General features: G+C 72.1%; 26 protein-coding genes. 17 read left to right on the top strand and 9 right to left on the bottom strand.

The features are described 5' to 3' along the window. Positions 1-33: 33 nt before the first annotated feature. The 3 genes from J7E22_RS11645 to J7E22_RS11635 all read left to right on the top strand — a co-directional run bounded on the left by J7E22_RS11645 (position 34) and on the right by J7E22_RS11635 (position 2,717). Positions 34-852 carry an RNA methyltransferase gene (locus tag J7E22_RS11645; protein ID WP_214981905.1) on the top strand — a complete coding sequence of 273 codons (819 nt, stop codon included), beginning with the start codon at positions 34-36 and terminating at the stop codon, positions 850-852. Positions 853-948: 96 nt separating this feature from the next. Then, positions 949-2,181 carry a D-alanyl-D-alanine carboxypeptidase family protein gene (locus J7E22_RS11640; protein ID WP_214981904.1) on the top strand — a complete coding sequence of 411 codons (1,233 nt, stop codon included), beginning with the start codon at positions 949-951 and terminating at the stop codon, positions 2,179-2,181. Between the two features lie 2 nt (positions 2,182-2,183). Continuing rightward, a complete protein-coding gene (locus tag J7E22_RS11635; RefSeq protein ID WP_214981903.1) occupies positions 2,184-2,717 on the top strand; it encodes a GNAT family N-acetyltransferase in 534 nt (177 codons plus the stop codon). A gap of 33 nt (positions 2,718-2,750) precedes the next feature. Here J7E22_RS11635 and J7E22_RS11630 read toward each other — a convergent pair whose 3' ends face one another. From J7E22_RS11630 to J7E22_RS11620, 3 genes are read right to left on the bottom strand one after another with little or no spacing between them, the layout of a single operon-like run. Next, on the bottom strand, positions 2,751-3,509 hold the full coding sequence (locus J7E22_RS11630; RefSeq protein WP_214981902.1) for a hypothetical protein: 759 nt from the start codon (positions 3,507-3,509) through the stop codon (positions 2,751-2,753). Further along, positions 3,506-4,189: a DedA family protein gene (locus J7E22_RS11625; RefSeq protein WP_214981901.1), complete on the bottom strand. Its 684-nt coding sequence runs from the start codon at positions 4,187-4,189 to the stop codon at positions 3,506-3,508. The genes J7E22_RS11630 and J7E22_RS11625 overlap by 4 nt, the downstream gene beginning before the upstream one ends. Continuing rightward, on the bottom strand, positions 4,186-5,001 hold the full coding sequence (locus J7E22_RS11620) for a hypothetical protein (protein ID WP_214981900.1): 816 nt from the start codon (positions 4,999-5,001) through the stop codon (positions 4,186-4,188). The genes J7E22_RS11625 and J7E22_RS11620 overlap by 4 nt, the downstream gene beginning before the upstream one ends. A 286-nt stretch (positions 5,002-5,287) precedes the next feature. Here J7E22_RS11620 and J7E22_RS11615 point away from each other — a divergent pair, with 286 nt between their 5' ends. From J7E22_RS11615 to J7E22_RS11600, 4 genes are all read left to right on the top strand, one after another. Beyond that, on the top strand, positions 5,288-6,469 hold the full coding sequence (locus J7E22_RS11615; protein ID WP_214981899.1) for a sensor histidine kinase KdpD: 1,182 nt from the start codon (positions 5,288-5,290) through the stop codon (positions 6,467-6,469). Continuing rightward, entirely contained in the window at positions 6,466-7,125 is a 660-nt protein-coding gene (locus tag J7E22_RS11610) for a response regulator transcription factor (protein WP_214981898.1), read from the top strand. Before J7E22_RS11615 ends, J7E22_RS11610 begins: the two co-directional genes overlap by 4 nt. 20 nt (positions 7,126-7,145) lie before the next feature. Continuing rightward, positions 7,146-7,727: a DUF2127 domain-containing protein gene (locus tag J7E22_RS11605; RefSeq protein WP_308159233.1), complete on the top strand. Its 582-nt coding sequence runs from the start codon at positions 7,146-7,148 to the stop codon at positions 7,725-7,727. Positions 7,728-7,824: 97 nt separating this feature from the next. Further along, entirely contained in the window at positions 7,825-8,541 is a 717-nt protein-coding gene (locus J7E22_RS11600; protein ID WP_214981896.1) for a VIT family protein, read from the top strand. Here J7E22_RS11600 and J7E22_RS11595 read toward each other — a convergent pair. Genes J7E22_RS11595 through J7E22_RS11585 form a run of 3 tightly spaced genes read right to left on the bottom strand, consistent with a single transcriptional unit; the run spans position 8,502 to position 11,351 of the window. Continuing rightward, complete coding sequence (locus J7E22_RS11595; RefSeq protein ID WP_214981895.1) at positions 8,502-9,278, bottom strand: FAD:protein FMN transferase; 777 nt, start codon at positions 9,276-9,278, stop codon at positions 8,502-8,504. The two genes, J7E22_RS11600 and J7E22_RS11595, sit on opposite strands and share 40 nt — an antisense overlap. A 4-nt stretch (positions 9,279-9,282) precedes the next feature. Next, the gene (locus J7E22_RS11590; RefSeq protein ID WP_308159232.1) at positions 9,283-9,912 is read right to left on the bottom strand and encodes an FMN-binding protein; all 630 of its coding nucleotides are present in this window, start codon (positions 9,910-9,912) and stop codon (positions 9,283-9,285) included. Then, the gene (locus tag J7E22_RS11585) at positions 9,909-11,351 is read right to left on the bottom strand and encodes a ferric reductase-like transmembrane domain-containing protein (protein WP_214981894.1); all 1,443 of its coding nucleotides are present in this window, start codon (positions 11,349-11,351) and stop codon (positions 9,909-9,911) included. Before J7E22_RS11585 ends, J7E22_RS11590 begins: the two co-directional genes overlap by 4 nt. A 235-nt stretch (positions 11,352-11,586) precedes the next feature. On the opposite strand from J7E22_RS11585, the gene J7E22_RS11580 reads away from it, so the two are divergent. Together J7E22_RS11580 and J7E22_RS11575 are read left to right on the top strand one after the other, a co-directional pair. Then, the gene (locus tag J7E22_RS11580; protein WP_214981893.1) at positions 11,587-12,057 is read left to right on the top strand and encodes a DUF2231 domain-containing protein; all 471 of its coding nucleotides are present in this window, start codon (positions 11,587-11,589) and stop codon (positions 12,055-12,057) included. Between the two features lie 156 nt (positions 12,058-12,213). Further along, positions 12,214-13,596, top strand: a complete 1,383-nt coding sequence (locus tag J7E22_RS11575) for a serine hydrolase (RefSeq protein WP_214982060.1) — start codon at positions 12,214-12,216, stop codon at positions 13,594-13,596. Positions 13,597-13,599: 3 nt separating this feature from the next. Here the strand turns inward: J7E22_RS11575 and J7E22_RS11570 are convergent, their stop codons facing one another. Both J7E22_RS11570 and J7E22_RS11565 read right to left on the bottom strand, forming a co-directional pair. Beyond that, positions 13,600-14,241 (bottom strand): hypothetical protein, encoded by a 642-nt coding sequence (locus J7E22_RS11570; protein ID WP_214981892.1) that lies wholly within the window; start codon positions 14,239-14,241, stop codon positions 13,600-13,602. Positions 14,242-14,319: 78 nt separating this feature from the next. After that, positions 14,320-14,676 carry a metalloregulator ArsR/SmtB family transcription factor gene (locus J7E22_RS11565; protein WP_214981891.1) on the bottom strand — a complete coding sequence of 119 codons (357 nt, stop codon included), beginning with the start codon at positions 14,674-14,676 and terminating at the stop codon, positions 14,320-14,322. Between the two features lie 114 nt (positions 14,677-14,790). Here J7E22_RS11565 and J7E22_RS11560 point away from each other — a divergent pair, with 114 nt between their 5' ends. From J7E22_RS11560 to J7E22_RS11545, 4 genes are read left to right on the top strand one after another with little or no spacing between them, the layout of a single operon-like run. After that, positions 14,791-16,197 (top strand): FAD-dependent oxidoreductase, encoded by a 1,407-nt coding sequence (locus tag J7E22_RS11560; RefSeq protein ID WP_214981890.1) that lies wholly within the window; start codon positions 14,791-14,793, stop codon positions 16,195-16,197. A gap of 5 nt (positions 16,198-16,202) precedes the next feature. Continuing rightward, positions 16,203-17,600: an arsenic transporter gene (locus J7E22_RS11555; RefSeq protein WP_251009052.1), complete on the top strand. Its 1,398-nt coding sequence runs from the start codon at positions 16,203-16,205 to the stop codon at positions 17,598-17,600. Between the two features lie 19 nt (positions 17,601-17,619). Further along, positions 17,620-18,036, top strand: a complete 417-nt coding sequence (locus tag J7E22_RS11550; RefSeq protein WP_214981888.1) for an arsenate reductase ArsC — start codon at positions 17,620-17,622, stop codon at positions 18,034-18,036. A gap of 19 nt (positions 18,037-18,055) precedes the next feature. Further along, positions 18,056-19,465 (top strand): FAD-dependent oxidoreductase, encoded by a 1,410-nt coding sequence (locus J7E22_RS11545; protein ID WP_214981887.1) that lies wholly within the window; start codon positions 18,056-18,058, stop codon positions 19,463-19,465. Positions 19,466-19,683: 218 nt separating this feature from the next. Here the strand turns inward: J7E22_RS11545 and J7E22_RS11540 are convergent, their stop codons facing one another. Next, a complete protein-coding gene (locus tag J7E22_RS11540) occupies positions 19,684-20,487 on the bottom strand; it encodes an SGNH/GDSL hydrolase family protein (RefSeq protein ID WP_308159231.1) in 804 nt (267 codons plus the stop codon). Between the two features lie 23 nt (positions 20,488-20,510). Between J7E22_RS11540 and J7E22_RS11535 the strand changes: the two genes are divergently transcribed. Genes J7E22_RS11535 through J7E22_RS11520 form a run of 4 tightly spaced genes read left to right on the top strand, consistent with a single transcriptional unit; the run spans position 20,511 to position 25,130 of the window. Next, positions 20,511-21,671, top strand: coding sequence for an acyl-CoA dehydrogenase family protein (locus tag J7E22_RS11535; RefSeq protein ID WP_214981885.1), 1,161 nt, complete (start codon positions 20,511-20,513; stop codon positions 21,669-21,671). Positions 21,672-21,712: 41 nt separating this feature from the next. After that, the gene (gene dinB / locus J7E22_RS11530) at positions 21,713-22,963 is read left to right on the top strand and encodes a DNA polymerase IV (protein ID WP_214981884.1); all 1,251 of its coding nucleotides are present in this window, start codon (positions 21,713-21,715) and stop codon (positions 22,961-22,963) included. Positions 22,964-22,980: 17 nt separating this feature from the next. Next, positions 22,981-24,918 (top strand): DEAD/DEAH box helicase, encoded by a 1,938-nt coding sequence (locus J7E22_RS11525; protein WP_214981883.1) that lies wholly within the window; start codon positions 22,981-22,983, stop codon positions 24,916-24,918. Beyond that, a complete protein-coding gene (locus tag J7E22_RS11520) occupies positions 24,915-25,130 on the top strand; it encodes a hypothetical protein (RefSeq protein WP_214981882.1) in 216 nt (71 codons plus the stop codon). Before J7E22_RS11525 ends, J7E22_RS11520 begins: the two co-directional genes overlap by 4 nt. Positions 25,131-25,154: the final 24 nt, after the last annotated feature.

Raw genomic sequence — 25,154 nt, 5'->3', positions numbered from 1 at the left:
CCGCCAGCCCTGTCCCCACCGGAACGAGACCCCGTGCACGCCGTCCGCATCGACTCCCTCGACGACCCCCGCCTCGATGACTTCGCCCGTCTGACCGACGTCGCGCTGCGCCGGGTGAGCGAGCCGGAGGGTGGCCTGTACATCGCGGAGTCGAACACCGTGATCGAGCGTGCGGTCCGCGCCGGTCACGTACCCCGCAGCGTGCTCGTGCAGGAGAAGTGGCTCGACAGCGTCCTGCCCCTGGTCGCGGACCACGACGGCCCCGTGTTCGTCGGGCCCGATGCCCTCCTCGAGCAGCTCACCGGCTTCCGGATGCACCGCGGCGCGCTGGCAGCGGTGCACCGCCCCGAGCTGCCGTCCCTGGCCGACGTGGTCCGGGACGCGAAGCTCGTCGTCGTCCTCGAGGACATCGTCGACCACACGAACGTGGGCGCGGTGTTCCGGAGCGTCGCAGGGCTCGGCGCCGACGCCGTCCTCGTCAGCCCCCGCTGCGCGGACCCGCTGTACCGGCGGAGCGTGCGGGTGAGCATGGGCACGGTCCTCCAGGTGCCCTGGACGCGGATCGGGGAGTGGCCCGCCGCCGGTGAAGCGCTCCGTGCGCAGGGCTTCCACCTCGCGGCGATGGCGCTCACCGACCGCTCGGTCGACCTCGAGACCTTCGTCGCCGACGTCCCCGACCGGGTCGCCCTGGTGATGGGGACCGAGGGGCAGGGGTTGACGGACGACGCAGTCGCTTCGGCGGACACGACGGTCCGCATCCCAATGTCGCACGGGGTCGACTCGCTCAACATCGCGGCCGCGAGTGCCGTCGGCCTGTGGGCGGTCGCCCACGCACAGCGCTCGCAGCGGTAGCCGGCCTGCGGGCGGCCGGGAGGCGCTGGTGGCGACCGCCTCGCTCCGTGCGTCCTCCCGGGGTGGCGACCCGTGCCTCCAGTACGCTCTGGTCCCGTGCCAACCGTCGTCCGCCGCCCCCGCTCCGCCGTCCGGAGGCCCGTGACGATCACGGTCGTCGCGGTGCTCGTCCTGGTCGTCGCGTACCTCGTCGCCGCCGCGGTCGTGCCGTTCGCACCGGCGAGCGCGACGACGGCCACCTACGCGGCCCCGACGAGTTCCGCGCCGGCCCTGCGCTTCCCGGGCTACGGCGCCACCGCGGTCGAGGCGACCGACTTCCCGGAGAGCCTGACGACCAGCGGCGACACGAAGCCCCGCTCGATCGCCAGCATCTCGAAGGTGGTCACGGCGCTCGTCGTCCTGCAGGCCAAGCCGTTGTCCGCGGGCCAGGACGGCCCGTCGATCGCCTTCACGCCGGAGATGCAGGCGCTGTACGCCACGTACCTCGCGAAGGACGGCGAGGTCGCGCCGATGCCGGCGGGCCTGCGGCTCTCCGAGCACCAGACCCTGCAGGTCATGCTCATGAAGTCCGCGAACAACTACGCCGGTTCGCTCGCGCTGTGGGCGTTCGGGTCGATGCCGGCGTACCAGCGTGCTGCTGCGTCGTGGCTCGACGCGCACGGCCTCCACGACACGACGATCCACGAGCCGACGGGGCTCGACGCCGGGAACCGGTCGACCGCGAAGGACCTGGTCGAGCTCGGCCAGCTGGCGCTCGCGAACCCGGTGGTGAAGGAGGTCGTCGGCACGAAGACGGTGACCATCCCGCAGGTCGGGGTGATCGACAACTCGAACAAGCTCCTCGGGATGGACGGCGTCGAGGGCATCAAGACCGGCACGCTGGACCAGGCCGGCGCGTGTCTGCTGTTCGCCGCGACGTACGAGCGCGGCGGGAAGCGGGTGACGGTCGTCGGCGCGATGCTCGGCGGCGTCGACCACGACTCGCTGGACACGGACGTGCAGCGCCTGCTCCGGTCCGTGGCGGACAACTTCCAGCTGATCACCCTCACCCACGCCGGGCAGACCTTCGGGACGTTCTCGACGCCGTGGCGGGACGAGGCCGACGCGGTGACGCCGTCCGCGGCCCAGGTCCTGGTGTGGGGGAAGACCACGGTGACCGCGGCGACCCGGCTCGACCGGGTGACGTTCGGGACGAAGGGGGAGCGCGTCGGTCGGGTCCGCTTCACGGTCGCCCACCACGATCCGGTCACGGTGCCGCTCGTGCTGGCGCGGGAGATCGACGACCCGGGCATCTGGTGGCGCTGGACCAACCCGTTCCAGGGCGCCTGACCGTGTCCGTCGTGCTGCGGCCGTGGCGGTCGTCGGATGCGCCGGCCCTCGTGGGAGCGGCGGACGGGGACGACCTGCTCGTCCGCCAGTTCGGCGGGACCCGGTTCGCGGACGTGGCCGCCGCCGAAGCGTTCGTGCGCGAGGCCTACCGGTTCGACGATGCGGTCCAGCATGCCGCGATCGTGGTCGACGGTCGCGCCGTCGGTGACGTCGCCCTGAGCGCCATCGAGCACCGGCACGGCACCGCGTGGGTCTCCTACTGGCTGGCCCGGGAGGCCCGTGGGCGTGGTCTCGCCGCTCGCGGGCTCGTGGCGGTCGCGGCTCGCGCCTTCGACCGCGGCCTGTTCCGCCTGGAACTCGGGCACCGGACGGACAACCCGGCGTCGTGCCGGGTCGCGCGGTCCGCGGGCTTTGCCGTGGAGGGGCTGGAGCGCCAGAAACTCCGGTACGGCGACCGTCGGTACGACGTCGAGACCCATGCGCGGCTCGCCACCGACGCAGCGCCGACACTGTCCCGGCTCAGCTGGCAGGACTGAGGTCCGCGGCCCCGCCCGGCCGCGGACCTCGGGTCACGCCCGAGCGGCAGCCGGCACGTTGGGTCGAGCGGTCGCGGCCACGGCGATCGCGATGGCGATGAGCCCGACGATGCTGACGAGGCCGGTGCCGAGCGCGAGTCCGCCCCGCTCGTGCGACACCCCGAACCAGTCGGCGAACGACGCGCCGACGGGTCGCGTGAGCACGTAGGCCGTCCAGAACGCGGTCACCGGGCCGATGAGCTTCCCGAGCCGGGTGGCGACGACGACGGCCATCACGACGATGAACAGCAGCCCCGCGCCGAGGTAGCCGAGGTGGAAGGTGCTGGCGACGAGGTCGCCGGCCGCGGTGCCCATCGCGAAGGTCGCGCAGACGGCGGCCCAGTAGAACACCTGACGGCGGAGCGTGGTGGTGCCGTGGACGTCGACGGTCCCCTCCACGCGCCGCCACACGACGAACACCGCGAGCAGGATCACGAGGAACACCGGGGCGGACACCGCGTACGGCACGCCGAGCGCGACGTGGACGACGTCCGCGACCATGGTGCCGAACACGCCGACCATGGACACGGCGGTCCAGTACACCCACGGGATGTACCGCCGGACGGAGAGCTGCGCGGCGAGCACCGCCGCGAACAGGACCGCGGTGATCAGCACGGTCGGCACCGGGTCGAACCGCATGACGAGGAAGTCGGAGAGCGCTTCGCCCATTCCGGTGGTGAGGACCTTGATCAGCCAGAACGAGGGTGTGGGGTCCGGCACCCGGTTCTCGGCGGTGGGGACGACGGCAGTCACCGGCGGCCCTCCGCGTCCGTCGGGGCGGCGGTCGTCGTCGCGGCGGAGGCGCCGTCGCGACGGTGGGACCGGTGCCGGCGGATCCCTCCGATGACGATGGGGAGCACCGAGACGACGACGATGATGATCATGAGGGCGTCGATGTTGTGCGCGACGAACGGGATGCCGCCGAGCAGGACGCCGACGACGGTGAGCCCGACCGCCCAGGAGATCGCCCCGACGAGGTTCCAGGCGAGGAACCGGCGGTAGTGCATCTGCGCGGTGCCGGCCGCGAGCGGGACGTAGGTCCGGACGACGGGGACGAACCGGCCGAGGACGAGCGAGAGCCCACCCCACTTGGTGAAGAACGCCTCCGCTTCGGCGAGACGGGCGGTGGTGAGCAGCCGCGCGTCGTCCTTGAAGAGCCGTCGCCCGAAGCGCTTGCCGAGCCAGTACCCGACCTGGTCACCGGCCACGGCGGCGATCGAGCCGACGACCGCCACCTGCCACGGGGCGATCCCGAGCGTGCTGCTGATGATCGCGGCGGTGACGAGGAGCGAGTCACCGGGGAGGAACGGGAACAGCACGCCGGACTCGATGAAGATCAGGAGTGCGATGCCGCCGAGGACGTACGGCCCGAAGCCGTGCAGGACCGAGGCCGCGTCGAACAGGTGCACGGCGAGCGGGACGGCGGCGATCACGCGATCGTCCCGGGGCGGCGGGCGGCCAGTTCGGAGCGCAGTGCGGTGTCCTGCTGCCGGCGTCGGGTGCCCATCCACCCGATGATCACCGTGATGACCGCGAGGAACACGATGCTCGTCGTGATCGTGCCGATGCCGAGGCCGCCGTCCGTGACCGGCTGCGAGAGCAGGTCACCCGTGGAGGCGCCGAGCGGCCGGGTCAGGATGTACGCGATCCAGAAGCACGCCACGGGTCCACGGCGGCCGAGGAACCACACCGCGGTGACGGCGGCGATCCCGGCGGCGAAGAGGAGCAGGGACGGCAGGTAGCCGAGCCCGGTCTGCTCGGCGATCAGGTCACCGGCGGCGGTCCCGAGCGCGAACGTGAACAGGATCGCGAGCCAGTAGAACGCCTCGCGGCGGACGGTGTCGATGCTGTGGATCGAGAGCGTGCCCTCGACGCGGTACCAAGTGATGAACACGGCGGCGAGCACCACGGCGAAGACCGTCGTGCTGACGGCCAGGGGAACGCCGAGCCCGTCGGTCAGGTTGTCGGTGATGCACGTGCCCTCGATGCTGATGAGGACCACGGTCACCCAGTAGATCGCCGGTCGGTACGCGCGGGCGCGGAACTGCAGGACGAGGAACCCGACGAGCACGACGGCCATGATCAGGGTCGTGAGCGGCAGGCCGAACCCGAGGGTGTCGCTGAGCAGGTCGGCGGCGGTCTCGCCGACGGTCGTCGCGAGGACCTTGACGATCCAGAACGACGGGGTCGGGTCCGGGACCTTGTTGAACCGCGTGCGCGGTGGCAGGGCGGGCGAGTGGGACATGACGTGCTCCTCGTCGGGACGAGCCGGAACTCGCCGGAGGGATCGGGACGAGCCCGGACCGGCAGGTGGTGGCGGTTCCCCGAGCCTAGGAACTGCCGGGCAAGACTCCGCCAAGAATCGTCGTCGGTCACCGCGCGCGCTTTCTGGGCACATCCTTGGTGGCACCGTCCGACGATGGAGGCTGTCGGTCCGGCCCCCAGTGCGGCAGGATCGACACCGACGCAGCGGCGTCGGAGCGCATCCCCCCTCGCGCTCCGCCGTCGCTGCCTGGGAAGAGGTGGAGTCCGTGGCGTCGTGGTGGTCCTCGCGAGCGGACGGCCTCGCCCGGTGGTCCTTCCGCTCCGACGAGGCTCTCGACCCGGATCGTCTGGCGTACCGGCGGTCGGTGATCGGGATCGGGCTGCGCGTCGCCCTCGTGTCCGCGCTCCTGGTCGTCGCGATCATCGGGCTCGTCGTCCTGTACGTCGTGTGGCAGCTCACGCCCGGGCAGCTCCACGAGCACCACGGTCCGGCCGACGTCCTCGTCAGCCTGGACACCGTGGACCTCAGCCTCGCCGTGATCGGCGTCGGCGGCTTCTCGATCGTGCTCGCGGGCCTGGCGTCGTGGTGGATCGCCCGGCGAGCGGTGCGTCCGCTGGCGGCGGCGGCCAGCATGCAGCGCACGTTCGTCGCGGACGCCAGCCACGAGCTCCGGACGCCGTTGACGGTCCTGCACGCCCGCGTCCAACGGCTCGGCATGATGACCCCCGAGACCGATCCCCGACGGCGTGTGGTCGACGAACTCCGGGACGACACCCGGGTCCTCATCGACATCGTGAACGACCTGCTCGAGGCGGCGGCCGGCGGCACGTCGTCGGGCGGCCATGCGGACGTGGCGACCGAACTCGACACCGTGGGGCGGGACATGGCGATGCTCGCGTCGGATCGTGACGTGCGTCTGGAACTCGGGCGCGCCTCCGCGTCGGTCGCGGTGTCACCGACCCAGGTGCGGCGCTGTCTCGTCGCGCTCCTGGACAACGCCATCGGGCACACCCCCGCCGGCGGTGCGGTGCGCGTCACCGTCGCGTCCGACCGCGCGCACGTGGTGATCCGCGTGCAGGACGACGGTGGCGGCATCACCGGCATCGAACCGGCTCGGGTGTTCGACCGGTTCGCCCACGGCACGTCGACACGGCCGACGGCGACCGCGGCGACCCGCACCGGGTACGGGATCGGACTCGCCCTCGTGCGGGACGTCGCGGTCCGTGCCGGTGGCGACGTGGTGGTCGAACGGACCGGCCCGGACGGCACGGTGTTCGCACTCCGGCTCCCGGCCGCCCCCGACGACGCGACCCCGGGAGCCGCGGCCCCCGCCGACGCGACCCCGGGACCCGCGGCCCCCGCCGGCGCGACCCCGCGAGACGCGGCCCTCGACGACACGACCCGGGGCGGAGCCGCCTCGACCACGACCCGTGAGGACCACGCATGACGGCACGACTCCTGCTCGTCGAGGACGACCCGCGGCTCGGACCGCTCGTCGCCGACGTGCTCGGCGACGACTGGGACGTCACGCTCGCCGCCGACGGTGAGACGGCGCTGCAGGTCGCGGCGGACCGGTTCTTCGACGTGATGGTGGTCGACCGCCGCCTGCCCGGCATCGACGGCACGGCGGTCGTCGCCGAACTGCGGCGGCGCCGCGTGAGCACGCCGGTGCTGATGCTGACCGCGCTCGGTGAGGTCCGCGACCGGGTGGCCGGGCTCGATGCGGGGGCGAACGACTACCTCGTGAAGCCGTTCGACTTCGAGGAACTGGCCGCGCGCCTCCGTGCCTTGACACGCGACTACTCCGGGACCGGGCCGACGATCGAGATCGGCGGGTGGGCGTTCACCCCGGACGACAACAGCATCAACTCGCCGTACGCCGGCCGTGTCATGCTCACCGACAAGGAGACCGCGTTGCTCCGGATCCTGACGAGCGACCCCGCACGGGCCTTCACCCGGGCGCACCTTTTGTCCGCGGTCTTCGAGCACGGCGAACAGCTCGGCACGGTGGACACGTACGTGCACTACATCCGTCGGAAGACCGACCGCGACGTCATCACGACGGTGCGGGGCGTGGGCTACCGCCTGGGGACTCCGGCGTGACGGCCGTCGATCGACCGCGCGTGGACCGGTCGCGGCTGATCGACGTGGTGTTCCTGATCGGCATCGGCCTGAAGGCGATCGACGGCGTGATCGAGTTCGTCGCGGGTCTGCTGCTGCTCGTGCTGCACCCCGCGCAGATCACCGCGATGGCCCGGGCCGCCACCGCCGAGGAACTCCGCGAGGACCCGCACGACCTCATCTCGCACCTGGTCCTGCACGGGGCCGCAACGCTGAGCGCCGACGCGGCCGTGGCGGCCAGCGTGTTCCTGCTGCTGCACGGCATCGTGAAGATCGGCATCGTGATCGCGTTGATCCTCGGGACGCAGCGGCTGTACCCGCTGGCGATCATCGCGCTGATCGGGTTCGTGGTGTGGCAGGTCGTCGAACTCGTCCTGCACCCCGGCTTCGGGTTGGCGGGGCTCGCGGCCTTCGACGTGGTCGTCATCGTGCTCACGTGGCGGGAGTGGCGACAGCACCGCTCGCTGGGCGACGTGGTCCGGTCGGTGTTCGCCCGCCGACGCGGGGAGCGCGGCGGTGCCCCTGGTCCGGCGGTCCGCGCGCAGCCCGTGACGCGGGCGGGGCGTCCCGGGGACAGCCGGTGAGTCGGGCGGGCCAGCAGCTCAGCCGGGCGGGCCAGCAGCTCAGCCGGGCGGGCCAGCCGGTGAGCCCTCGTCGGCGCCGCATGGTTGCATCACTGGCATGACGACGGTGGAACGGCACGCGGACGAGCCCCACGAGGGCGTGCGCAGCGGACGGCTCAACTGGCTGCGGGCCGGGGTCCTCGGCGCGAACGACGGCATCGTGTCCGTCGCCGCGGTCGTGGTCGGCGTCGCGGGGGCCACCACGGCGACAGGGCCGCTCCTCACCGCGGGGACCGCCGCGCTCGCCGGTGGCGCGATCTCGATGGCGCTCGGCGAGTACGTGTCCGTCAGCAGCCAGCGCGACAGCGAACGCGCGCTCATCGAACTCGAGCGCTCGGAGCTCCGGGACGACCCCGAGGGCGAGTTCGAGGAACTCGTCGAGCTCTGGCAGGCGAAGGGCCTGCAGGAGTCCACCGCGCGGCAGGTCGCGCGGGAGCTCACGGACCGTGACGTCCTCGCCGCGCATCTCGACGTCGAACTCGGCATCGACGAGCAGGAGGTCACGAACCCCTGGCACGCGGCGCTCGCGTCGGCGGTGTCGTTCCTGGTCGGCGGCGCGCTGCCGTTCCTCGCCATCCTGCTGGCCCCGAACGCCGTCCGGGTGCTCGTGACGGTCGTCGTCGTGCTGCTCGCCCTCGGGATCACCGGTGCGCTGGGCGCCCGCCTCGGACACGCGCGTGTCCTCCGCGCGACCATCCGTGTGCTCATCGGCGGGGCCGCCGCCCTCGCCATCACCTACGGGCTCGGCGCGCTCCTCGGGACCACCGGGATCTGACGGGAGGCGCGGGTCGCGCCCGCCTCGACCAGGTCGCCCGTCGTCGTCACGGCGATGACGTCCACCCGCCACCGGTCGACGGCGCGGTACAGGGTCGCCGGCCCGCCGGCGAGCACCGCCGTCGCCAGCACGTCGGCGGTCACGATGTCGTCCGCGACGACCGTCACCTGGCGGTACGCGCCCGCGGTGTCGGTCCGCCACACGTGTTCGCCGCGCTGGCTCGTCCCCGACGTCGCCACCGCACGCCGGGCCCCGGCGAGCGCCACGGTGGTCAGCAGACGTCGGGGGTCGTCCGGGTGGCTGATCCCGACGGTCCACGGCCGGTCCGCGGTGCCACCGCGGGTGAGCACGTCACCACCGGCGTTGCAGCACCACCGGCCGAGTGCGGCGTCGTCGAGCACGGTGCCCGCGGATTCGATCGCGGCGGCCTTGACGATGCCGGCGAGGTCCACGGTCCCGTCCCGGCGGTGTGGGTCGAACGCCCCGTCGGTCTCGTTGCGCCACCGGACCGCCTCGGCGTACCAGGACCGGTGCTCCGCCGACGCGCGGGTGAGCAGGAGGCGGCCGGCTGCGATCGCGGAGGCGGGGGAGTCCGGCCGGTAGCGGCTGAACTCGAGGTCGAAGGCGGTGAAGCGGTCGCGCACGGCCCGGACGACGTCCGCGTGCTGGTCTCCGGCGCCGTCCTCGTCGATCCGGAGCGAGACGACGGTGCCCATCGTGTCGAAGACGGTGGTCACGGGGTCACCGCGCCTGGTCGAGCGCGGACTGCAGCGACTGGACGTACCCCTCCGAGGTGTAGGTCGCACCGGAGACCGTGTCGATGCTCCCGGACTGGGCGGTGAGCGCCTCCTGTCGGAGGATCGGGGCGGCCTGTGCGCTGATCTCGACGGACCGACCGTCGTCGTCGGTGAGGTGGAGCGCGGTCACGTCGGTGATCTTGCCGCCGGCGATGGTCACCTTGACCTGCACGTCGCCGTAGCGGGTCGTCGAGACGGACCCGGTGTAGCTGCCGTCCTTGAGCCCTGTCGTCGAACCCGACGACCCGGAGGCGCCGGACGTACCGGAACCGGTCGTACCGGAACCGGTCGTGCCGGAACCGGTCGTGCCGGAACCGGTCGTGCCGGACCCGGTCGTGCCGGAACCGGTCGTGCCGGACCCGCTCGTGCCCGAGCCGGACGTGCCGGACCCGCTCGTGCCCGACCCGGACGTGCCGGACCCGCTCGTGCCCGACCCGGACGTGCCGGTCGACCCGGTCGCTGCCTGCGCCTCGGTGCTCGCACCGACCTGCTGCTGGTGCACGGCGGCCTCGACCCCGATGCTGAGGATGCCGACGGAGACCAGGACCCCGCCGATGACGATGCGTGCCCTCACCAGTCGAACCGTTCGCGGTGCAGGTGGGCCACGGGCAGTCCGGCGCGGAGCGCGTCCTGCTCGACGAGGTCGCTCCAGTTGCCCGGCCCGCAGATGTACAGGTCGGAGTGCGCCAGGTCTGGGAAGACCGACGCCGCGGAGGCCCCGCGCGCGGTGTCGCCCGCCGCGAGCCACCCACCCGTGCCGCGACCACGCGGACCGATGCTCGTGAAGACCCGGTGGCCCCGGGATCGCGCCCAGGCGATGACCTCGTCCCACAGGTACGTCTCGCGTTCGTTCCGTCCGCGGAGCAGGATCGTCACCGCGCCGGGTGGCGCGTCCAACCGTTCCAGGAACGCCCGGACCGGAGTGACCCCGATCCCGGAGGCTGCGACCGCGATCCGGGTCGACGTCCGTGTCGCCTCCGTGAAGACGCCGTAGGGGCCCGCGAACGACACCGGCGTCCCTGGCCGCAGGTGTGCGAGCTGCGCACTCCCGCGGCCGAGCGCCCGGACCGTGATGCGCATGCCGGTGTCCGTCGGCGCTGCCGACAACGAGATGGGGTGGGCGTGCCACCACGACCCCGCGGCCCAGAACCGCCACATGAAGAACTGTCCGCCGGTGGCCCGCAGGCGGGACAGGTCCCGACCCCGCAGGTGCAGCGACACCACGCCGTCCGCGAGCCCCTCGACCCGGTCGACGACCACCCGGTGGCGGAGCGACCGGACGGCGGGCAGACCGAACCGGAACACGGCGATCGATCCGAGTGCGACCACGTAGAGGACGATCCAATAGACGCGCTCCCACGTGCCGTGCGCCAACATCTGCCCCTCGGACAGCTGGTGCGGGATCGCGAGCCCCCCCGCGACGTACGACAGCAGGTGGATCCCGTGCCACGCCTCGTACGGCAGCACGCGCCGCACCGCGACGATCGACGTCCACACCACCGCGATGAACCCGGCCAAGGCCAGGAACGACAGCAGCACGTCGGGGGTGCGCCACAGGGCGACCGACTCGGCGAGGACGTTCTCGTGCGACTCCAGGGCGTAGCCGACGATGAGCAGCGCGCCGTGCGCCAGCAGCAGGTACAGGGACGGCTTGCCGAGCTTGCCGTGCTGCACCATCGCGGCGTCGTGCCCGACCAGCCGGTCGATCACGGGGATGCGCGCCGCCAGGACGAGCATCACCAGGATCAGGTCGGTCCCGATCAGCCCCGCCACGATCCCCGCAGCGGTGACGACTTGCCCCACCCCGGACAGGTCGACCGTGCCGGAGACGAGCCAGAGCGTCACGGCCATCGCCGCCGACGCCCACGCGAGGATCGCCAACAGGTCGGCGGCTCCACGGCGTCGTCGTTGGCGGGACCGGAACACCCGATCGGATCGGGGGTGAGCAGGCGGCGCGTCCGACCACGCAGCACGCGGCTGGGCGGTCGTCCGTCGGTTCGTCGTCGTGGTCATCGTTCGGGTCCAGATCATCGGGGCGCTGCCGGGCCGGCGGGTCGCCCTCGGGGGTGGCAACGAGCCCATTCACGGGCCCGTTCCTATGAGGGGGCTGTGCTCGCGGCATGACCTGGCTGTTCGTGCACTGAAATCATGTCTCGGTCACAAGATGGGTCGTTTCTGGGAGCACACGTCCCAGGATCGGGAGTGGTGCGTCTGCGCCCGATCGCTCGCCACGAAAGGCATCGCACCTGTGAACTGGCAACTCGGCGGACTCCCGCTGCACCCACTGCTCGTCCACCTGACCGCCGTCGCGGTCCCCGTGGCGGCGCTCACCGCAGTGGTCGTCGCCCTCTGGCCCGCTGCGCGCCGGTGGCTGGCCGTCGGTTCGCCGATCATCGGCCTGGTCGCGTTGGTCTCGGTTCCGCTCGCGACCTCGTCGGGGGAGTGGTTGGAGGCCCGGAGCCACGAGTCGGCGGCCCTGCAGCGGCACACCGACCTCGCCGACGGCCTGCTGCCGTGGATGGGCGTGCTCTTCGCGCTGATGGTCGTGTGGTGGGCCTGGCACCGCTTCGGCGTCGCGGCGGTGCGGGGCGCCGGGCTCCGGCGTGCGGTCGGGATCGCGGTCCCGGTGCTCCTGGTCGTGACCGCGATCGGCGCCGGGGTCGACGTCGTGCTGATCGGCCACGCGGGCGCGGTCTCCGTCTGGTCACACGGCGGCTGAGCGCCCCAAGCTGCCGCCCGGCGCTGCGTTGCGCTGCGGTGCGGTGCGGTGCGCGAGGCTGCCCCGCCCTGCTCCCGCTGCCCGGCGCTGCGCCGCACGCCGTCGAACTCGACCGGCCCGGCGCCGACCGATCCCCGTAGGGTCGGAGTCGTGACGATGACGTTCCCCCGCTCCAGCCCGTCCGCTCTCGGCATCGACCCCGCCGGCGTCCTGTCCTTCGTGGACGCACTCGAGTCCACACCCGGTGTCGAACCGCACGGCGTGATGCTCCTCCGACACGGCCAGGCCGCCGCCGAGGGCTCGTGGGCCCCCTACCGCGCCGAGTCCGTGCACCTGCTCTACTCGCTGAGCAAGAGCTTCACGGCTGCGGCCGTGGGCATCGCCGTGCGCGAGGGCCTGGTCGACCTCGACGCCACCGCGCTGTCGTACTTCCCCGAGCTCGACGAGGACGTCACCGACGAGCGCGGTCGACGCATCCGGGTCCGACACCTGCTCGCGATGGCGAGCGGACACCGCGAGGACACCATCGACCGGGCGCGCGAGCTCGACCCGACGAACACGGTCCGCGGGTTCCTGCTCCTTGCGCCCGACGAGGAACCCGGTTCCGTCTTCGCCTACAACCAGCCCTGCACGTACACGCTCGCGGCGATCGTCCGGCGGGTGAGTGGCGGCTCGCTCGTCGACTACCTCCGACCCCGCCTGCTCGACCCGCTCGGCATCCCGGACCTCGCGTGGAAGCGTGACGACACGGGTGCCGAGCTCGGCTTCAGCGGGTGCTACACGACGATCGACGCCGTCTCCCGCCTCGGCCAGCTGTACCTCCAGCGGGGCGTCTGGCAGGGGGAGCGCATCCTCGACGAGGACTGGGTCGAGACCGCCACCAGCACGCAGGTCGCGAACCCGGCCGAGCCGAACGTGGACTGGCGCCAGGGCTACGGGTTCCAGTTCTGGATGGCGCGGCACGGGTTCCGCGGCGACGGCGCGTACGGCCAGTTCTGCGTCGTGCTGCCCGAGCACGACGTGGTGCTGGCGATCACCGGGCAGAGCCTCGACATGCAGGCCGTGCTCGACGCGGCCTGGCAGCACCTGCTGCCCGCCATCGACGTCGCGGACGTCGACCGGGCGGCCGACACCGTCCTGGAGGCGCGGCTCGCCTCCCTGGGTCTTCCTCCGGTCCGCGGTGGGTCGCTCGACGCGGTCGCCGTCGACGCGACCGTCGTGGCGGAGCACGGAAGGGGCCTCCCGGGCCTCACCGGTGCGCGTCTCGGACGCGACGACGGTCGACTGCGGCTGACGGTGGAGGTCGACGGCGGGGAGCTGACGGTCCCGGTCGAGGACGGCGAGTGGACCACCGAGGGGCCGCTCGCGGCCAGCGGCGCGGTCGACGTGGAGGGGACGGTGCGTGTCGACGTCCGGTTCGTCGAGTCGCCGCACCTGCTCCACCTGCGCCTCGACGCAGGGGCGGGCACCGTTGGCGCCCGGTGGGCGACCGAGCCGCTCCACGACGGCCCGCTCACCCTCCGTCGTCCGGCGGACTGACCGTCAGGCGACCGCAGGGTCGAAGACCGGCAGGGATCCCGCCAGGAACACGATGGCGAAACCGCCGAGGTGCGCGGCGCCGAACAGGATGCCGAGCAGCCACTCGACGAGCACCTGCCGGAACCGGTCGCGCTCGGTCAGGCCGAGCAGGTGGTCGATCCGGGTGCGGCGCCCCTCCGCGACGGGCCCGAGGAGCACGACGAGGGACCGCCGACCGAGCACGAGTGTGCCGTGCACCGACTCTGCCCGGCCGAACATCCGGAACGGCACGACCCTGGCTCCGCGCAGGTCCACGCGTCGTCGGCCGAGGACCGTCCGGGCGACGAGGCGTTCGCCGTCCCGCCAGCACGCGTCCGGCGGTGCCGCGAGTCCGAGGAGCCACGGCCAGCCCACCCCGACCGCCATCGTCAGGACGAGGGCCGCGTTCGGGAGCCACGCGATCGGGGAGCCGTCGCCGTCGAACCCCTGCCGGGTCCACTGGTCGGTGGTCAGTGCGGTCCACGCCACCGCGACCGCGGCGACCGGGAGGAGGCCCCGACCCGCCCACAGCCCGATCGACAGCAGTGGCGAGGCTCCGGGCGTGGCAGGGGGCACGCCGGGGCCGGTCGCCCGGTGCCGTGCTGCGGGCGCGACGTCAGGTTCCATGGCGCATCGATCTTTCCGTACTCGCCGTACTCGCCGTACTCCGTCGGACGGAGAGTCCCCGTGCGGGTTGTGCGGGGGCTACTTCGTGGGGGTGGTGATGAGATCAGCGAGCGTGTCCAGCGCCCCCGGGACGAGGGAGAAGTAGGCCCAGGTGCCCCGCTTCTCGCGGTGCAGGATGCCGGCGTCGACGAGGACCTTGAGGTGGTGCGACACGGTCGGCTGGGAGAGGCCGAGCGGCTCCTGCAGATCGCACACGCACGCCTCTGCGCCCTCGTGGGCAGCGACCATCGAGATCAACCGCAGGCGGGCGGGGTCGGCGATCGCCTTCAGTGACTTCGCGAGGACCTCGGCGGATGCCTGGTCCATCGCTTCGGTCGTCACGGGGGCGCAGCACGCGGTGACGTCCTGGATCGGCAACAGCTCCACGGTGCTCATCTGGCCATGATCGCATGGACTTCGATCCACGTCTATATTTGCGCTCATCGATATCGACGTGGTTCGATATGTGTGCCGCTTCGGCACACCGTTCGATCCGACAGGACCAGACCCGTGACGCATCTCCTCGCCATTGGTGGCAGCGACGCCGGCATCGCCGCTGCGCTCCGCGCCCGTGAGCTCGACCCGTCCACGGATGTGACCGTGGTCCTGGCGGACGAGTTCCCGAACTTCTCCATCTGCGGCATCCCGTACTGGGTCTCCGGCGACGTCGCCACCGAAGCATCCCTTGCCCACCGGACCCGCGGAGACCTCGACGCTGCAGGGATGACGGTGCGGTCCTCCACGTGGGCGTCCCGCGTCGACGTCGAGAGGCGCGCGGTCGCGGTGACGGGTCCGCACGGCGACGAAGAGATCCACTACGACGAACTCCTCATCGGCACCGGCGCCGAACCGGTCCGGCCGGCAGGGGTGCCGTTCGGGGAGCCGGGCATCCACCTGCTGCACTCGATGACCGACGCCGAGCAGGTCGTCGCCGCCCTCGAGCTCCTGCCGGCCGGCAGCCGCGTCGCGGTCGTGGGTGCCGGCTACATCGGCCTCGAGATGACCGAAGGGCTCGTCGCCCGCGGGTTCGACACGACCCTGATCCAGCGGGGCCCTGAAGTGCTCTCCACCCTCGACCCGGAACTCGGCTCTCTCGTCACCGCGGAAGTCCGCCGCCACGGCGCGACCGTGCTGACCGGCTCCACGGTCACGGGCATCACCGCGGCCGGGGGTGGGCAGTGGCAGGTCGCCACGTCATCGACGGGCGGCGATGCGGTGGGGACGTTCGCGCTCGTCGTGGTGTGTGTCGGTGTCCGACCCGTCACCGACCTCGCCGTCTCCGCCGGTGCGCGGCTCGGGAAGGCCGACGCGATCATCGTCGACGAGGGCATGCGCACTGGGGTGCCACACGTGTGGGCCGCCGGCGACTGCGTCGTCACCCACCACCGGCTCCTCGGCACCACCTGGCTGCCCCTCGGCACGACCGCGCACAAGCAGGGCCGGGTCGCGGCGGAGAACATGCTCGGCGGTGACAGGCGCTACGCCGGGTCGGTGGGGACGCAGGTGGTGAAGGTGTTCGACCTCGTCGCCGCGCGCACCGGCCTGCGCCAGCACGAGACCGGCACCCTCGACGTCGCGCCGCTGACACGTGTGAGCGTGGCTGATGACCACAAGCGGTACTACCCGGGCGCCGTCCCGTTGACGATCAGCGTCACCGGCGACCAGGACACGGGCCGGCTGCTGGGGGCGCAGATCGTCGGGGAGCGGAGTGCGGAGATCAGCAAGCGGATCGACACGTTCGCCACCGCCCTGCATGCCGGGTTCACCGTCGACGACGTGATCGATCTCGACCTGTCCTACACACCGCCCCTCGGCTCCCCGTGGGACGCGATCCAGGTCGCCGCGCAGGGCTGGGAACGCGCCGCGGCCGCCGCCGCGGCCGCGACGACTGCGACCGTCGGGCGGGTGAGCGTCTGATGGTGATGGCCGTTGTCGCGGCGTTGATCTTCGTCGCGACGCTCGTGGTGGTGATCTGGCAGCCGAGGGGCTTCCCGATCGGCTACACCGCGCTCATCGGCGCTGTCATCGCCCTCGCCACGACCGTCGTCGGCCTGTCCGACATCCCCACCGTCGTCGGCATCGTCTGGAACGCGACCCTGACGTTCGTCGCCGTCGTGCTGATCTCGTTGATCCTCGACGAAGCCGGGTTCTTCGAATGGGCGGCCCTGCACGTCGCCCGCTGGGGCCGCGGCAACGGCCGCCTGCTGTTCGTCCTCATCGTCGGCCTCGGGGCGGTGATCGCCGCGGTGTTCGCCAACGACGGGGCCGCGCTGATCCTCACCCCCATCGTCGTGGGCATGCTCCGGGCCCTGAACATGCCGCAGAAGGCGGCGCTCGGGTTCATCCTCGCGACCGGGTTCATCGCCGACACGGGCAGCTTGCCGCTGGTGGTGTCGAACCTGGTCAACATCGTTTCCGCCGACTACTTCCACCTCGGCTTCGCCCGATACGCCGCCGTCATGATCCCCGTCGGCATCGTCTCCGTGCTCGCGTCCCTCGGCATGCTCCTGGCGTACTTCGGCCGCAGCATCCCGAAACGGTACGACCTCCTCGCCTTGCCGCAGCCGGAGACCGCGGTCAAGGACCGGGCGACGTTCCGCGCCGGGTGGGTCGTCCTTGCGATCCTGCTGGTCGGGTACTTCGCCGCCGACCCGATCGGTGTCCCGCTCGCAGCGGTCGCCGGGGCCGGTGCGGTCGTGATCGTTCTCGTCGCCGCCCGCCAGCCCGCGTTCCTCTTCGCCCGCACCCAGACCGCGCCAGTACTCGTCACGACGGGTGGCACTGCCACCGTGAGCGCGACTGGTAGCGGTGCAGGGGCGCCGTCGGGGCAGGAGATTCCGGTGTGGAAGACGATCCGGGACGCCCCGTGGCAGATCGTGCTGTTCTCCATCGGCATGTACCTCGTCGTCTACGGCCTGAAGAACCAGGGCCTCACCGACCACCTCTCGACGCTGTTCGACGTGTTCGGGGACCACGGAGTCCTCGTCACCGCGCTCGGCGTCGGGTTCACCATCGCGATTCTCGCGTCGCTGATGAACAACATGCCCACCGTGCTCATCGCGGCCCTCGCGATCGGCGGCGCCGGCGCGACCGGACTCACCCACGAGGTGATGGTCTACGCGAACGTCATCGGCTCCGACCTCGGCCCGAAGATCACCCCTATCGGCTCCCTCGCCACCCTGCTGTGGTTGCACGTGCTCGAGAAGAAGGGCATCCACATCGGCTGGGGACAGTACTTCCGCACCGGCATCGTCCTCACCATCCCCGTCCTCGCCATCACCCTCGCCGCCCTCGCCGGCTGGCTCACCCTCATCCACTGACCCACCCGGAGCACGCATCATGACCACGAAGCCCACGATCCTGTTCGTCTGCGTCCACAACGCCGGCCGCTCCCAGATGGCCGCCGGCTACGCCCAGGCCCTCGGCGGCGACCGCGTCGAAGTCCTCTCCGCCGGCTCCGAACCAAAGGACCAGATCAACCCCATCGCAATCCAGGCGATGGCCGAAGACGGCATCGACATCGCCGGCAACCAGCCGAAGGTGCTCACCACCGACGCCGTCCGCGACTCCGACGCCGTTATCACGATGGGCTGCGGCGACGCATGCCCGATCTTCCCCGGCAAGCGCTACGAGGACTGGGAACTCACCGACCCCGCCGGGAAGGGCATCGACGACGTCCGCCCGATCCGCGACGAGATCAAGTCCCGGGTGCAGACGCTCTTGTCCGAGCTGCTGCCCGCAGAAGCCACCGCGTAGCCCGGAAAGGACCACCATCATGACCCTCACACTCACTGTCCCGCCCCGAGCCGACGCGGGCCGCCTCACCGGGCTGCCCGTCGCGGTCATCGGCGCCGGGCCCGTCGGTCTCGCTGCCGCCGCGCACCTGCTCGAACGCGGTCTCGACGTCGTCGTCTACGAAGCCGGCCCGGCCGTCGGCACCAGCGTCCGCGCGTGGGGCCACACCCGACTGTTCTCCCCATGGCAGTACGTCATCGACCCAGCCGCCCAGCGACTCCTCGAAACCACCGGCTGGGAAGCACCCCGCCCGTCGTCCCTGCCCACCGGGCACGACCTCGTCGACCAGTACCTCGCCCCGCTCGCGGCCACACCGCAGCTCGCCGCCGTGATCCGCTACAACACGAAGGTGGAGGCCGTGTCCCGTCAGGGCATGGACCGCACCCGCTCCACCGGCCGCGCCGACACCCCGTTCCTGCTCCGCCTCCACACCGACACCACCAACAGCAGCACGGACGTCACCGCTCGCGCCGTGATCGACACCTCCGGCACCTACACGACCCCGAACCCCCTTATCGCCGCTGGCCTCGCACCGGCCGCGGACCTCGGGGACCGGGTACTGGACGCCCTCCCCGACGTCACCGGCGCGGACCGTGACCGGCTCGCAGGCCGACGGGTCCTCGTCGTCGGCGCCGGGCATTCAGCGGCGAACACGATCATCAAGCTCGCGGCTCTCGCCAAGGACGCCCCCGGTACGGAAGTCCTCTGGGCCGTGCGGAACGCCGGCACCGCTCGCCTCGGCGCGGATGCCGCCGACGGCCTCGCCGCCCGCGGGCAGCTCGGCTCCACCGTGCACGGCCTCGTCGAATCCAAGCGCGTGCAGCAGATCGCCTCGTTCGAGATCGACGACGTCCGCCCCGACGGCGACCAGGTCACCGTCACCGGCCGCCGCGCAGAGGAGCCGTTCACGGTGACAGTCGATGTGGTCGTGAATGCGACCGGGTTCCGGCCTGACCTCGACATGCTCCGCGAGATCCGGCTCGGCCTGGACGACATCGTCGAAGCGCCCCGCGCTCTCGCGCCCCTCATCGACCCGAACCTGCACTCCTGCGGGTCCGTCCCTCCACACGGCGTCGCGGAGCTCGCGCACCCGGAGCCGAACTTCTTCATCGCCGGCATGAAGTCCTACGGCCGAGCCCCCACGTTCCTGCTCCTCACTGGGTACGAACAGGTCCGTTCCATCGCCGCCGAACTGGCGGGCGACCGAGTGGCCGCGCGCCAGGTGCATCTGGTCCTCCCCGAGACCGGGGTGTGCTCCACCGACATCGGCGGGAGCTCCTGCTGCAGCACCACGCCCACGACGTCCTCGGCGCCGGCAGCGGACCCCGGCACATGCTGCGCGGGACCGGAGCAGCCGGCGGGCGCCAGCAGCTCGCGCTGCACGAACTGACGGGAGGTCACCGCGAATTCACACCCGACCTGCTCGACGAAGCCGGCATCGCCCTCCTGATGGAGCCCGGGCCGCAAGACCCGGCGGCACGGACCTCCAGTGGGTGTTCCCCGATCCGGCCTCGTGGTCACCCGACGACGTCCGCCCGACGCGCGTCGCCCGACACCGCATCAAGGAAGCGCTCCTCACCGCCTGATTACGCCGTGCGGCGCCTGCCGTCAGGATCCTCGCTGCGCGTCGGACCGGTGCTCCACGACGGGCAGCAGCTCGGGACGCTTCGGACTGATGCCGTCGCCGGAGGACGTCCGGGTGATGCGCCGGACGACCCACGGCACCAGGTACTCCCGGGCCCAACCGAGGTCCTCCACGCGGGCCTCGCGCCACGGACGCGCCTCGAGCGGCTCCGGGGTGAACGGCTCCAGCCCGTGCGGCACGCCGAGCGCGTCGAGCACGGCGGCCGCGACGGTCGAGTGACCGGTGGGGGAGTGGTGCAGCCGATCGGGCGCCCACATCCGCGGGTCGCGGAGCACGCGGATCGCCCACATGTCGGCGACGAGCGCCCCGTGCTTCAGCGCGATGGCGTGCAGGTTCTCGTTGTAGATCGCCGTCTTCCCGCGCACCATGCCGAGCACCGGGGTCATCCCGACGTCCGGGCCGGTGAACAGCACGACCGTCGCACCGCGGCTCCGGAGCCGTGCGACGAAGGCGTCGACCCGCTCGGCCAGCTCGTCGGGGTCGGAGCCGGGCCGGATGATGTCGTTGCCACCGGCGGACACCGTGATCAGGTCGGGGTCCAGGGCGAGGGCGGGCTCGGTCTGCTCGTCGATGATCTGTTGCAGCAGACGACCACGGACGGCCAGGTTGGCGTAGGAGAAGTCAGCCGTGCGGTTCGCGAGCACCTCGGCCACGCGGTCGGCCCAGCCCCGGTTCCCGCCCGGGACGGTCGGGTCGGGGTCGCCGATCCCCTCGGTGAACGAGTCGCCGATCGCGACGTACCTGGACCACGGATGAGGATCTGACACGCCTCGGACCATAGTCTCGTGCCATGACGATGGCCAACACCTCGACCGGGTGGACGGTGCCCGATGACGTGCTCGTGCGGATCGCCGAGCGGGCGCCCCGGTACGACGCCGACAACGCGTTCTTCGCCGAGGACCTCGAGGAACTGCGCGCGGCCGGTTACCTGCGGATCGGCGTCCCCGTCGACCGTGGCGGGTCGGACCTCGGTCTCCGCACCACCGCCGGGGTGCAGCGGACGCTCGCCGCCGCGGCGCCGGCCACGGCGCTCGGGCTGGGTATGCACCAGGTCTGGGTGCAGGCGGCGCGAGCCGTCGCCGACCGCGGTGGGTCGTTCCTCCAGTCCGTCACCGACCACGCGGCGGACGACCACCTGCTCGCCTTCGGGGTGAGTGAACCCGGCAACGGCGCCGTGCTGTTCGACTCGCTCACGACGGCCGAGCCGGACGGCGAGGGCGGGTACCGCTTCACGGGCACGAAGGTGTCCACCTCGCTCGCCCCCGCGTGGGACGTGCTGAGCGTCTTCGGGAAGGACGAGTCCGGACCGGAACCGCGCCTGGTGCACGGCTTCACGGTGCGCGCCGACGGTGGTGTGGAGCACCTGGACGACTGGGACACGCTCGGGATGCGGGCGACCCAGAGCCGGACCACGCTGCTGCACGCCGTGCACGTCCCCGCGGAACGGATCGTGCGGTCGCTGCCCGTGGGGCCGAACCAGGACCCGCTCGTGTTCGGCATCTTCGCGGCGTTCGAGCTGCTCGTGGCGTCGGTGTACGTCGGCATCGCGGACCGGGCGGTGGCCCTGGCGGTCGACGCCGTCCGGTCCCGCCGGGCGCTCGACGGGACGCCGCGGTCCGCCGACCCCGACGTCCGCCGAGCGATCGCCGACATGCGTGGCGCGGCCGACGCGATCGCCCTGCAGGTCGACTCCCTGGCGCGGTCGGTGGACGAACGCGACGACCTCGGATCCCGGTGGTTCCCGCTCCTCGTCGGGACGAAGTCCCGCGCGGTCGACACCGCGCAGCACGTCGTCGACGAGGCGATGCGGGTCGTGGGCGGCAGCGCGTTCCGGGCATCGTCGGAGCTGGCGCGACTCGCGCGGGACGTGCGCGCCGGTCAGTACCACCCGTCGACGCGGGACTCGGCGGCGCGCACGATCGCGGCGTCGGTGCTCGGTCCGCTCGGCTGACCCTCCGGGCGGATGTCGGCGGGGCCTGCCATCATCTCCGGGTGAGCAAGCAGGACGGACGCAACCGCCTCGTCACCGACGACCCCGTCGACGACGTGACGGCGACGGTCCTGCACGTGGACATGGACGCCTTCTTCGCCTCCGTCGAACTGCTCGACCGGCCGGATCTCCGCGGGTTGCCCGTCATCGTCGGACACGACTCCGACCGCTCGGTGGTGACGGCGGCGACCTACGAAGCGCGGAAGTACGGGGTGAACTCCGCGATGCCGATGGCCGTCGCCAAGCGACGATGCCCGGCGGCGATCATCGTCGAGCCGCACTTCGAGAAGTACCGCGACCAGTCCGCGCGCGTGATGGCGGTGTTCGACCGCTTCACGCCGCGGGTCGAACGGCTCGGCATCGACGAAGCGTTCCTCGACGTCTCCGGAGCCCTCCGGCTGTACGGCACGCCGTGGCAGATCGGACGCGCCATCCGGCAGGCCGTGTTCGCCGAGACCGGGCTGCACTGCTCGGTCGGCGCTGCGTCGACCAAGTTCGTCGCGAAGCTCGCCTCCAGCCGCGCGAAGCCGGACGGTCTGCTCGTCATCCCCGCTGCGGACACCGTGTCGTTCCTGCACCCACAGCCGGTCTCCGCGCTGTGGGGCGTCGGGGGGAAGACCCAGGAGACCCTCGAACGCCGGGGTATCCGCACCGTCGGGGACCTCGCCCACACGCCGCTCGGTTCCCTGGTGTCGGCGCTCGGACCAGCCGGCGGGCAGCGCCTGCACGACCTGTCGTGGGGGCGCGATCCGCGCCACGTCGAGAGTGCCGTCGGCGAGAAGTCGATCGGGCACGAGGTCACCTTCGGCCGCGACCTCACCGACCGCGACGACGTCGCGCGCGAGCTCCTGCGCCTGGCCGACAAGGTCGCCGTCCGCCTGCGCCGGGCCGACATGCAGGCCCGGACGGTCGCGCTGAAGGTCCGGTACACCGACTTCACCACCCTCACGCGATCGCGCACCCTGGCCGAGCCGACCGACGTGGCGAAGCGACTCCACCACGAAGCCGTCGAGCTGTACGACGTGCTGCACCGGCCCGGCACCCTGATCCGACTCATCGGCGTCCGTGGCGAGAACCTCGTGCCGGCCGCCGCGAGCAACGCGCTGTGGGACGACGACGCGCCGTGGCGTGACACCGAGACGACCGTCGACGCCGTGACCGCGCGCTTCGGTGCCGGCGTGCTGCGACCGGCGTCGCTCGTCCGTGGCACGCCCGAGCAGCGCGTCCCGCACGCCCGGCAGGACCCGGCGTGACGGTAAGATCGGGTGGAGTGAGCACCGCCGAGTACGACGACCAAGAGCAGCCCGCCACGCTGTGGGCGGACGCCGACGCGAACCCGGCGAGCGGCTCCGCGACGGGTTCGCCGACACGCGACGACCACCACGACACCGCTGCTGCCGCTGATGCTGCCGCCGCTGCCGAGGCCGCGGGCAACGCCGCCGCCGGGCACCTCTCGCCGGCGTTCCCGGACCGCGCCGCGTGGGGCACCGCCTCCAAGCTGCGCGCCTGGCAGGTCGAAGCCCTCACCAAGTACTTCGAGACCGAGCCCCGCGACTTCCTGACGGCCGCGACCCCCGGCGCCGGCAAGACCACCTTCGCGCTCCGCCTGGCGACCGAACTGCTCGCTCGCGGAACGGTCGACCGGCTCGTCGTCGTCGCGCCGACCGAGCACCTCAAGCGGCAGTGGGCCGACGCCGCCGACCGCGTGAACATCCGGATCGACCCGATGTTCAAGAACGGCGACGGCATGTTCGGCCGGCACTACCAGGGTGTGGCGATCACCTACGCCCAGGTCGGCATGAACCCCGAGGTGCACAAGACCATCACCGAGGGCGGTCGCACGCTCGTCATCCTCGACGAGGTCCACCACGGCGGTGACGCCCTGACCTGGGGTGACGGCATCCGCGAAGCCTTCTCGAAGGCAACGCGTCGGCTCTCGCTCTCCGGCACCCCCTTCCGCTCGGACACGGCGGCGATCCCGTTCGTCCAGTACGCCCCTGACGAGCAGGGCATCCGGACCTCGGTGTCCGACTACAACTACGGGTACGGCCGGGCACTGGCCGACGGCGTCGTCCGTCCGGTGCTGTTCATGGCGTACGCCGGGCAGATGCGCTGGAAGACGCGGATGGGCGACGAGATGTCGGCGTCCCTCGGCGAACCGGTCACGAAGGACATCACCGCGCAGGCCTGGCGCACCGCGCTCTCCCCGGAGGGCGAGTGGATGCCCGCGGTGCTCTCCGCCGCCGACAAGCGCCTCACCGAGGTCCGACGCGGGGTCCCGGACGCCGGCGGCCTCGTCGTCGCGACCGACACGACGACCGCACGCGCCTACGCCCGCATCCTGCAACGGATCACCGGGGAGCGGCCGACCGTGGTCCTGTCGGACGAAGCCGCCGCGTCGAGCCGGATCCAGGCGTTCGCCGAGGACACCTCCCGGTGGATGGTCGCCGTCCGCATGGTGTCCGAGGGCGTCGACGTCCCGCGGCTGTGCGTGGGCGTCTACGCCACGAGCGCGAGCACGCCGCTCTTCTTCGCGCAGCTCATCGGGCGCTTCGTGCGGGCCAGGCGGCGCGGGGAGACCGCGTCGGTGTTCCTGCCGAGCGTGCCGGGCCTGATGGCGCTGGCGGCCACGCTCGAGCTGGAGCGCGACCACGCACTCGACCGTCCGAAGGGCGCCGACGACGGGATGTACAACCCCGAGGACGCCATGGTCGCCGAGGCGAACCGCGAGGACCGCGCGTCGGAGAGCCTGCTCGACGTGCAGCCCTTCGAGGCACTCGACTCGCAGGCCTCGTTCGACCGCGTGCTCTACGACGGTGGCGAGTTCGGCACCGGGGGAGCTGTCGGTTCGCTGGAGGAACTGGACTTCATCGGGATCCCCGGGCTGCTGGAGCCCGACCAGGTGCGGGACCTGTTGCGCGCACGCCAGGCCACGCAGGCGAAGCGGCAGAAGGGCCGGGCGCCGAAGACCGGACTCCCCAAGGCCGCCGAGCCGGAATCCCGTCCGATGTACATGACGATCAAGGAACAGCGCACGGAGCTCGCGCGGCTCGTGTCGATCTGGTCCCGGCACTCGAACGAACCCCACGGCGCGATCCACGCGGAACTCCGACGCATCAGCGGCGGTCCGGCGGTGGCGCAGGCGAGCATCGAGCAGATCCAGAAGCGCATCGACGTGCTGCGGGGTCGCATCGGCGGGCGTCGGTGATCGAGCCGGTCGACGACCGCACGTGGGTGGTGAAGCGCGACGTCGATTCCTCGCCGGAGGCGATCATCGACCGCTTCGGTGGCGGGTACCGGCTGCGTCGGTTCTCGCTCACCGAGTCACGGCGGACCCAGCACGGGGTGTACACCGGGCTCGAGATCGCCGAGACCGCCTGGTGGCGGCTCCGCGATCCCGACCGACGCCGCCAGCACTGACGGCAGCCGCTGTCTCCGGGACCC

The organism is Curtobacterium sp. ISL-83 (assembly GCF_018613895.1).
GTDB lineage: Bacteria > Actinomycetota > Actinomycetes > Actinomycetales > Microbacteriaceae > Curtobacterium.
This window is presented reverse-complemented; position numbering and strand designations above follow the sequence as displayed.